Raw genomic sequence first — 8,384 nt, 5'->3', positions numbered from 1 at the left:
GTCGCCGTCACCGACGCCGAGGTGCTGTTCACCGCCTCCGGCGGCGCCGCGGAGACCGACCCCGAGCCCGGCTGGATCGCCGTCGGCCGGATCAGCCACGACGGCAAGCGGCTCGGCTGGGAGTCTTCCAACGGCCGTCCGTTCACCTCCGTCACCAGCGCCGTGCACGCGGGCGGGATCACCGTGCGCGCCACCGCAGAGCCCGACCTGCCCGGCACCCTCGTCCAGGTCGCCCGCGACCTGCCCGAAGGCGTGGTCGTCGACGACGTCGCCACCATCGCCTCCTACGCCGAGACCCCGGTCATCACCGCCCGCCCGGTGTTCCGCTTCGCCGGCGAGCGCCGCATCCCGTCAGCCGTCTTCCTGCCCACCGGCTACGACCGCGAGCGGGACGGCCTGCTGCCCGTCCTGATGGACCCGTACGGCGGCCCGCACGGCCAGCGCGTCGTCCAGGCGCACAACCCGCACCTCAACTCGCAGTGGTTCGCCGACCAGGGCTTCGCCGTGGTCGTCGCCGACGGGCGCGGCACCCCCGGGCGCAACCCGGCCTGGGAGAAGTCCATCGCCTTCGACTTCGCCGGGGCCACCCTCGACGACCAGGCCGACGCGTTGCAGGCGCTCGCCGAGGAGTTCCCGCTGGACCTCGGCCGGGTCGCCATCCGCGGCTGGTCGTACGGCGGCTACCTCTCCGCGCTCGCCGTGCTGCGCCGCCCCGACGTCTTCCACGCGGCCGTCGCCGGCGCCCCGGTGACCGACTGGGAGCTGTACGACACCCACTACACCGAGCGCTACCTCGGCCACCCGGCCGAGCGGCCCGAGGTGTACGCGGCCAACTCGCTGACCGGCTACGCCGCCGGGCTGGAGCGGCCGCTGATGATCATCCACGGCCTGGCGGACGACAACGTGGTCGCCGCGCACACCCTGCGGCTGTCCTCCGCGCTGCTCGCGGCCGGCCGCCCGCACACCGTGCTGCCGCTGTCCGGCGTCACGCACATGACGCCGCAGGAGGAGGTCGCGGAGAACCTGCTGCTGCTCCAGGTCGACTTCGTGAAGCGCGCGCTGGGCCTCTGACAACCGGCCTGACCTGCGGTTGTGCGGCCGGTACCCCTGACCCGGGTACCGGCCGCAGCCATGACATCCGTCATACCGAAGGCACGACGGCGGACACTGCCGCCGCACCCCGCCCGCACGGGACCCTGAGGTGGTGCGAACGACACCGATCGCGACACCGATCGCGACACCGATCGCGACCACGGGCGCGACACCACCAGGAGAGAAGAGCAGGGCGATGAGCACCGAAGTGGCCGCCTTCCGCGGCGTCGGCAAGAGCTACGGGCGGGTGCGCGCCGTGGACGACCTCAACCTCGTGCTGCGCCCGGGCGAGACCGTCGCCCTGCTCGGCCCGAACGGCGCCGGCAAGTCCAGCAGCCTGGACCTGCTGCTCGGCCTGCGCCAGCCCGACCAGGGCAGCGTCACGCTGTTCGGCGGCACCCCGCGGGAGGCGATCGTGTCCGGCCGGGTCGGCGCGATGCTGCAGAGCGGCGGGCTGATGGCCGACGCCAAGGTCCGCGAGCTGGTCGAGCTCGCCCGCGCCGTGCACCCGCGCGGCCGGCCGGTCAAGGAGGTGCTGGCCGACGCCGGGATCACCGAACTGGCCGAGCGCCGGGCCGACAAGCTGTCCGGCGGCCAGGAGCAGCGGGTCCGCTTCGCGCTCGCGATCGCGGGCGACAGCGACCTGATCGTGCTGGACGAGCCCACCACCGGCATGGACGTCACCGTCCGGCAGGCGTTCTGGGCGAGCATGCGGGCGCAGGCCGACGCCGGGCGCACGGTGCTGTTCGCCACCCACTACCTGGAGGAGGCGGACTCGATCGCCGACCGCGTCCTCGTCCTGCACCGGGGCCGGCTGATCGCCGACGGCAGCTCCGCCGAGATCAAGGCGCGCGCCGGAGCCCGCCGAGTCGCCTTCGAACTCCACGACGTGGACGGGGAGTTCGACGAAAACGTGCTACGCCTGCTGCCGGGCGTGCAGTCCCTGGACGTCACCGCCCGGGTGCCGGGCGTGCGGACCGTCCGGATCCGCACCGCGGACGCCGACGCCAGCGTCGCCGGGCTCTACCGGGCGGGCCTGTACCCGCGCGGGCTGGAAGTCACCGGCCTCGGCCTGGAACAGGCCTTCCTGACGATCACCGGCGCGCAGGACCGGCACGAGGACGCGAAGGAGACCGTGCGATGACCACCCTGATCCGGCTGGAGATCCTGCGGACCTTCCGCAACCGGCGCTACCTGGTCTTCACCATCGCCTTCCCGGCGCTGATGTACTTCTTCTTCACCCACGCCTACGGCTCCTCCCCACTGGCCGGCGGCCTGTCGGTGAAGACCTACTTCATGGTCTCGATGGCCACCTTCGGCGCGGTCGGCGCGGTGCTCACCGGCAGCGCGCAGCGGATCTCGCTGGAGCGCAAGAGCGGCTGGGTGCGCCAACTGCGGCTCACCGCGCTGCCCGGCCGGGCGTACACCCTCGGCAAGATCGCCGCGAGCTCGGTGACCACGCTGCCGGCGATCCTGGTGGTCTTCGCGCTCGGCGCGGTCCAGGGCGTGTCGCTCGGCGCGGCGCAGTGGGCCGGTCTGGCGGCGGCGCTGTGGCTGGGCAGCTTCGTGTTCGCGGCACTCGGGGTGGCGCTCGGGTACGCGGCGGCGCCGGACTCGGTGCAGACCATCGTGATGATCACCTACATGGTGATGGCGCTGTTCGGCGGGACGTGGTTCCCGGTGAGCGGCTCGCTGGAGAAGTTCGCCCGGTTCAATCCGGTGTACCTGTACAACCAACTGGCCGCGTTCACCCGGCCCGGGCACTCCCTGGACACCGGCGCGGTCGCCGGACTGGCCGCCTTCCTCGCGGTGTTCGTCGTCGCCGCGGCGGCGCTGTACCGCCGCGACACCCGCCAGGCATGATGACCGACATGACCGAGCCGCGCCAGACCCGCCGATCCGACGAGCAGCCGGAGGCGGGTCCGGCGCGCACGTCGTTCATGACCGTCCCGGGCTCGCCGATCGAGACCAGGCGGCAACTGCTGGTCAAGGTCAGCTGGATGCTGCTGTGGACGATCTACCTGGCCTACCCGGTGGGCAACCTCCTGCACGGCGGGCACGGGACGGCCGCCCGGGTGTTCGGCTGGCTCTGCCTGGCGGTCTTCGTCGGCGGCTACGTCCTGCTGGTGATCTTCCGCTCGATGGTCGGGATGCGGCCCCGGGCCTGTCGGCTGATCGTCGCGACGATGGTCGTGCTCGCGATCGTCTCGGCCTTCGTTCTCGGTGAGGCCTTCCTGACCCTCTTCACCTACGCCTCGGTGTGCGTCGCCGTGGTCCTGCCGGTGCGCTACGCGCTGCCCGGCGTCGCTGCCATGGCCGCGCTCACCGCCACCGTCGGCGTGCTGAGCCACGCCGGCGGCGACACCATCCCCACCCTGACCTTCACCACCTTCCTCTCCGGCGCCGCGATGACCGGCATGCAGCGGCTGGTCGCCACCATGAAGGAACTGCGCGAGGCCCGCGCCGCCGTCGCCCACCTGGCCGCCTCTGAGGAACGGCTGCGCCTCTCTCGCGACCTGCACGACCTGCTCGGGCACTCGCTGTCGCTGATCACGCTGAAGAGCGAACTGGCCGGGCGGTTCATGGACGCCGGCAAGGACGAGGCGGCGCGGGCGCAGGTCGCCGACATCGAGCAGGTCGCCCGGCAGTCGCTGATCGACGTCCGGGAGGCGGTGACCGGCTTCCGCCGCCCCACCCTGCCGGTCGAACTCGCCGCCGCCCGCACCGCGCTGGCCGCCGCACAGGTCCGGCTGGAGGCCGCGCCGGAACTGGCCGACACCTGGCCAGGGCTCGCCGACGAAGAGGCGGGCGCGCTGGCCTGGGCCCTGCGCGAGGCCGTCACCAACATCGTCCGGCACGGCGAGGGCGCCACCGTCTGCACCGTCACGGCCGACGAGAGCTGGGAGGGCGGCGGCGAGCGCTACGCCGTCCTGGAGATCGCCGACAACGGGCGCGGGCCGGGCAAGTCCCAGCCGGGCAACGGGCTTTCGGGTCTGGAGGAGCGGCTGGCCCTGGTCGGCGGGCGGCTGGAGGCCGGGCCGGGCGAGCGGGGCCGGGGCTTCCGGCTCCGGGCCCTCGTTCCGCTGCGGACGGTCACCGCGCCGGCCGGCACGGAACCCGGACGCTCGGGTTGACCGTCCTCCCCGGCATGGCTACCGCACTCGTCCTCGGCTTCGACCCGCACACCGTCCCCGGCATGGACGGCGACGGCCTGCGGGCCGTTCTCGACGCCGAACTCGCCCGCTTCGCCGACCACGGCATCGACGCGGCGATGGCCCTGGTCGCTCCCGACGAGACGGCCGGGCCCGCGATCACCGCCGCCCTCGCCGGCCGGGACTGGGACGTCGTCGTCATCGGCGGCGGCATCCGCAAGCCCGAACCCGCCCTGCCCTTCTTCGAACTCGTCGTCAACCTCGTCCGCCGCCACGCCCCGCAGGCCGCCATCGCCTTCAACACCAGTGGCTCCGACAGTGTCGAGGCCGCCCAGCGCTGGCTCTGACCCGCATCCGGAGTGGGAAGTCGGCCGGGCCGACTTCCTACTCCGAGGGCCGGCCGTCGGTGAGGGAGCGGCTGAACCGGAGGCCGGGGCGGTCGTCGAGGGTGAGTTCGGCGACGACCGTGAAGCCGTTGCGGGTGAGGACGGCTCGGGAGGCGAGGTTGTCGAGGGTGGTGACGGCGGTCAGCGACGTGAGGGCGTAGTCCGCGGCGGCCAGCCGGCAGAGGTGGGCGACGGCGGTGGTGGCGACGCCCCGGCCGACCGCGTGTTCGCCGACGCGGTAGCCGAGTTCGGCGGTGCCGTCGGCGATGTCGACGAGGTTGACGCGGCCGAGGACGGCGCCGGCCGCGTCGAGGACGACGTGGAACCGGCAGACGCCGGCGTCCTGTTCGGCGAGCAGGGCGGCGTGGCGGGCCGGGAACTCGGCGAAGTAGGCGTCGCCGCGGTCCGGAACGGTCCGCGCGAACCAGTCGCGGTTGGCGCGCTCGAAGGCCAGCAGGGCGTCGGCGTGGTCCGGGCGGAGGCGCTCCAGGTTCAGCATGCGGCCAGTCTGGCCCGCAGGGCTTCGGCGAGCCAGGCGAATTCATTCCGCGGTCTCTCCGGCGCCCTAAGGTCGTGGCCATGAGTGACATTCAGAACGGGGCCCTGATCCGCGTGCTGCTCGCCGAGGACCAGGGGATGGTCCGGGAGGCGCTGGCGGCGCTGCTCGGGCTGGAGGGGGACATCGACGTCGTCGCGCAGGTGGGGCGAGGGGACGAGGTGGTGGCGGCGGTGCTGGCGCACGAGGTGCAGGTGGCCGTGCTGGACATCGAGATGCCGGGGATGACGGGCATCGAGGCGGCCGCCGAACTGCGCCGGAACGCGCCGGGGACGAGGGTGGTGATCGCGACGACCTTCGGCCGGCCGGGGTACCTGCGGCGGGCGATGGAGTCGGGGGCGGACGCGTTCCTGGTGAAGGACGCGCCGGCCTCGGAGCTGGCGGAGGCGATCCGCCGGGTGCTGCGCGGGGAGCGGGTGATCGATCCGGTGCTGGCGGCGGCCGCGCTGGCGGAGGGGGCGAACCCGCTGACGGCGCGCGAGCGGGAGGTGCTGGGCGCGGCGGCGGACGGGGCGGTGAACGCGGACATCGCGCGGCGGCTGCACCTGTCGGAGGGGACGGTCCGCAACTACCTGTCGATGGCGATCCAGAAGACCGAGGCCCGCAACCGCACCGAGGCGGTGCGGATCGCCCGGGAGAAGGGCTGGCTCTGAGCGCGCCCCCGACCGGCTCCGAGCGCGCCCCCGACCGGCTCCGAGCTCGCCCCCGGCCGGCTCCGAGCGCGCCCCAGACTGGCTCCGAGCGCGTTCTCGGGCGGTCGTCAGTTGAGCCGGTGCCGGGCGGCCCGGGCCTCCTGGCGGACCTTGGCGGCGGTGTCGGGGTCGAAGGTGTCGAGGATCTGCGCGAAGGCGTCCATCTCGGCCGAGCCGCCGAGGAAGTCGCCGGTGCGGACGAGGAGTTCGGCGCGTTCGAGGCGGAGCTGGGCGGGGTGGCGGGGCAGCAGGAGGGCGAGTTCGGTGGCCCAGAGCTGGGTGCGGGCGTGTTCGGGGCGGTCGGCGGCCCAGGCGCGGATGTTGCCGAGCACGCGCAGCACGAGGTCGAGCGGCTGGGCGGGGGTGAGCAGGTCGGGGCTGAACTCCTGCCCGGCGCCGCGGACCAGGCGTTCGGCGTCGTCCGGGTCGAGCAGCCGCCCGCCGTGGAAGGGGTCGGCGAGCACGTACTCGTCGCCGCCGCCCGGCCCTCCGACGGCGACGATGACGTGGCCGGGCAGCGCGATGCCGTGGACGGCGAGCCCGGCCCGCCGCCCGACCGCCATCCACACCAGGGACAGCATGATCGGCAGTCCGCGCCGCCGCCGCAGCACGTCGGGCAGCAGCGAGGATTCGAGCCGCCGGTAGTCGGACTGCCGCCCGTGGAAGCGTTCCCGCCCGCCGAGGACGGCGGCGAGCAGGGCGGCGGTCTCCTCCGGGCCGGCGGGGGCGCGTTCGGCGACGGCGAGCCGGACGGCGCTCGCGTGCCGGTCGAGGGCGGCCTCGCAGGCGGCGAGCAGGGCGTCCACGCTGGGCGGTTCCCCGGGGTCGTCCGGGTCGAGGACCGGGCCGTGTTCGGCGGCGGCGAGCAGGCAGAGCAGCACCGGGTCGGGATGCTCGGCGCGGGCGGCGGTCCGGAAGCGGTCTCTGCTCTGCTCGGTCACGGTGACGGCGACGGCTTTCGTACGGCGGGCGGGCAAAGGCGGGCGAGGAGCGGCGGGCGGGCAGGGCGGCGGTGCGGTCGGGCGGTGCTACTCCTGGGGGAGAAGGGCGTAGTGGTAAGTGTGACTGGTCGTGAAGCCGAGTCCGTCATAGAGCGCGATCGCCCCGGTGTTGTCCGCCTCGACCTGGAGGTACCCGCCGGTCGCCCCCTCCTCGGCGGCCCGGGCAGCGAGCACCGCCATGACGGTCGTGGCCAGCCCGGCCCGCCGGGCGTACGGCGCGACCTCGATCGCGCCGAAGCAGGCCCAGGGCCCGTCGATGACGCAGCGTCCGATCGCCAGCGGCGGCTGTCCGGGGGCGCCCGGCACGGTGGCGAACCAGACCGACGGCCCGCCGTGCAGCACCTGCCGGGCGGCCTGCTCCAGCGCCTCGTCCTCGCCGACCCGGCGGTAGAGCGAGAGCCAGGCCGGGTCGGCGGTCCGGGCGAGCCGGACCCGCTCGGGCCCGGAGCCGGTCCGGGCGAGCCCTGCCAGCGGTGCGGTGCGCACCAAAGTGGGCGCGTAGCCGGCCCCCAGCCGGTCGAGCTCGGCCCGCAGTTCGTCCGGCGAGCCCGGGGTGATCACCTCGACGTACGCGGGAAGGCCGCGCGCCGCGTACCAGCGGCGGACGGCGGCGAGCGCGTCGGGCAGCGGCAGTCCGGGGTCGCCGAGCGCCTGGACGGAGTTGGCGCGCCGGGTGAACCCGGCCGAGGCGCGCAGCGTCCACCCGCCGAGCGGCTCCTGTTCGACGGCGGGCCAGCCGCGGGCCGCGATCCGCTGGAGTTCGACGGGCGTGGCGGCGGGCAGCGGCGCGCGCCGGGCCGGGAAGAGCGGCACGACCTTGCCCGCGACCAGCAGCTTCTCGGCGAAGGAGACGGGGTCGCCGGTCCGCGGGGCGACCGTCAGTCCATGATCGTCCCACGATGTGAGCACGCCGATCGAATCCCGGAACACCGGACGGTCGTCCACGAACCCCGAGAGGCGGCGGACGGACACACGTCGTCCCACGTCAGAGCGATCTATCCGGACCTCCGGACGGTCCTGGGCCGGGCCGCCTGCCGTCATCTGGGCACCTCCTGTGCATTTGCGGTCTCCGACCCGCGATACTAGGGGCGGGCATCGACGACGCCGCGCTCACCGCGCACGCGAGCAGAACAGAACGGGCCGCCACGGCCCTTCCGAGGAGGAACGACAGCGTGACCTACGTCATCGCGCAGCCTTGTGTCGACGTGAAGGACAAGGCGTGCATCGAAGAGTGCCCGGTTGACTGCATCTACGAGGGCGAGCGATCGCTCTACATCCACCCGGATGAGTGTGTCGACTGTGGCGCTTGCGAGCCGGTCTGCCCGGTCGAGGCGATCTTCTACGAGGACGACACCCCGGAGGAGTGGAAGGACTACTACAAGGCGAACGTCGAGTTCTTCGACGATCTGGGTTCGCCCGGTGGCGCCTCGAAGCTGGGTCTGATCGAGCGCGACCACCCCTTCATCGCCGCTCTGCCGCCGCAGAACGCCGACCACTGACGATCG

General features: G+C 73.8%; 10 protein-coding genes. 7 read left to right on the top strand and 3 right to left on the bottom strand.

Annotation, left to right across the window (positions count from 1 at the left end; genetic code table 11):
* The 5 genes from ACFWPI_RS36425 to ACFWPI_RS36405 form a co-directional block, all read left to right on the top strand.
* Positions 1 to 1,071: S9 family peptidase (locus tag ACFWPI_RS36425; RefSeq protein WP_380425297.1), on the top strand; the 1,071-nt coding region annotated here is incomplete at its 5' end.
* A 217-nt stretch (positions 1,072 to 1,288) separates the two neighbouring features.
* Positions 1,289 to 2,236, top strand: coding sequence for an ATP-binding cassette domain-containing protein (locus ACFWPI_RS36420; RefSeq protein ID WP_380378453.1), 948 nt, complete (start codon positions 1,289 to 1,291; stop codon positions 2,234 to 2,236).
* Entirely contained in the window at positions 2,233 to 2,955 is a 723-nt protein-coding gene (locus ACFWPI_RS36415) for an ABC transporter permease (protein WP_363372553.1), read from the top strand. The genes ACFWPI_RS36420 and ACFWPI_RS36415 overlap by 4 nt, the downstream gene beginning before the upstream one ends.
* Positions 2,956 to 2,963: 8 nt before the next feature.
* Positions 2,964 to 4,226, top strand: a complete 1,263-nt coding sequence (locus ACFWPI_RS36410; protein WP_380378451.1) for a sensor histidine kinase — start codon at positions 2,964 to 2,966, stop codon at positions 4,224 to 4,226.
* A gap of 14 nt (positions 4,227 to 4,240) precedes the next feature.
* The gene (locus ACFWPI_RS36405; protein WP_380378450.1) at positions 4,241 to 4,591 is read left to right on the top strand and encodes a hypothetical protein; all 351 of its coding nucleotides are present in this window, start codon (positions 4,241 to 4,243) and stop codon (positions 4,589 to 4,591) included.
* Between the two features lie 37 nt (positions 4,592 to 4,628).
* Here the strand turns inward: ACFWPI_RS36405 and ACFWPI_RS36400 are convergent, their stop codons facing one another.
* Positions 4,629 to 5,129 carry a GNAT family N-acetyltransferase gene (locus ACFWPI_RS36400; RefSeq protein ID WP_380378449.1) on the bottom strand — a complete coding sequence of 167 codons (501 nt, stop codon included), beginning with the start codon at positions 5,127 to 5,129 and terminating at the stop codon, positions 4,629 to 4,631.
* 80 nt (positions 5,130 to 5,209) lie between these two features.
* Here ACFWPI_RS36400 and ACFWPI_RS36395 point away from each other — a divergent pair, with 80 nt between their 5' ends.
* The gene (locus ACFWPI_RS36395; RefSeq protein WP_380378448.1) at positions 5,210 to 5,839 is read left to right on the top strand and encodes a response regulator; all 630 of its coding nucleotides are present in this window, start codon (positions 5,210 to 5,212) and stop codon (positions 5,837 to 5,839) included.
* 107 nt (positions 5,840 to 5,946) lie between these two features.
* Here the strand turns inward: ACFWPI_RS36395 and ACFWPI_RS36390 are convergent, their stop codons facing one another.
* Together ACFWPI_RS36390 and ACFWPI_RS36385 are read right to left on the bottom strand one after the other, a co-directional pair.
* The gene (locus ACFWPI_RS36390) at positions 5,947 to 6,819 is read right to left on the bottom strand and encodes a transglutaminase-like domain-containing protein (protein WP_350879909.1); all 873 of its coding nucleotides are present in this window, start codon (positions 6,817 to 6,819) and stop codon (positions 5,947 to 5,949) included.
* Positions 6,820 to 6,906: 87 nt separating this feature from the next.
* Positions 6,907 to 7,920 (bottom strand): GNAT family N-acetyltransferase, encoded by a 1,014-nt coding sequence (locus ACFWPI_RS36385; RefSeq protein ID WP_380378447.1) that lies wholly within the window; start codon positions 7,918 to 7,920, stop codon positions 6,907 to 6,909.
* A 131-nt stretch (positions 7,921 to 8,051) separates the two neighbouring features.
* Here ACFWPI_RS36385 and fdxA point away from each other — a divergent pair, with 131 nt between their 5' ends.
* Positions 8,052 to 8,378 carry a ferredoxin gene (gene fdxA / locus ACFWPI_RS36380; RefSeq protein ID WP_030061559.1) on the top strand — a complete coding sequence of 109 codons (327 nt, stop codon included), beginning with the start codon at positions 8,052 to 8,054 and terminating at the stop codon, positions 8,376 to 8,378.
* The last annotated feature ends 6 nt before the right edge of the window (positions 8,379 to 8,384 follow it).

It is taken from the genome of Kitasatospora sp. NPDC058492 (assembly GCF_042720685.1).
Classification (GTDB): Bacteria; Actinomycetota; Actinomycetes; order Streptomycetales; family Streptomycetaceae; genus Kitasatospora.
Note: the sequence above shows the minus strand (reverse complement) of the source record. Positions and strands in the feature narration are given on the sequence as shown.

Excerpts from the sequence above, each read along its gene's own strand:
- ACFWPI_RS36420 (WP_380378453.1), top strand. The coding sequence starts at position 1,289 with ATGAGCACCGAAGTGGCCGCCTTCCGCGGCGTCGGCAAGAGCTACGGG.
- ACFWPI_RS36415 (WP_363372553.1), top strand. The coding sequence starts at position 2,233 with ATGACCACCCTGATCCGGCTGGAGATCCTGCGGACCTTCCGCAACCGG.
- ACFWPI_RS36410 (WP_380378451.1), top strand. The coding sequence starts at position 2,964 with ATGACCGAGCCGCGCCAGACCCGCCGATCCGACGAGCAGCCGGAGGCG.
- ACFWPI_RS36405 (WP_380378450.1), top strand. The coding sequence starts at position 4,241 with ATGGCTACCGCACTCGTCCTCGGCTTCGACCCGCACACCGTCCCCGGC.
- ACFWPI_RS36400 (WP_380378449.1), bottom strand. The coding sequence starts at position 5,129 with ATGCTGAACCTGGAGCGCCTCCGCCCGGACCACGCCGACGCCCTGCTG.
- ACFWPI_RS36395 (WP_380378448.1), top strand. The coding sequence starts at position 5,210 with ATGAGTGACATTCAGAACGGGGCCCTGATCCGCGTGCTGCTCGCCGAG.
- ACFWPI_RS36385 (WP_380378447.1), bottom strand. The coding sequence starts at position 7,920 with ATGACGGCAGGCGGCCCGGCCCAGGACCGTCCGGAGGTCCGGATAGAT.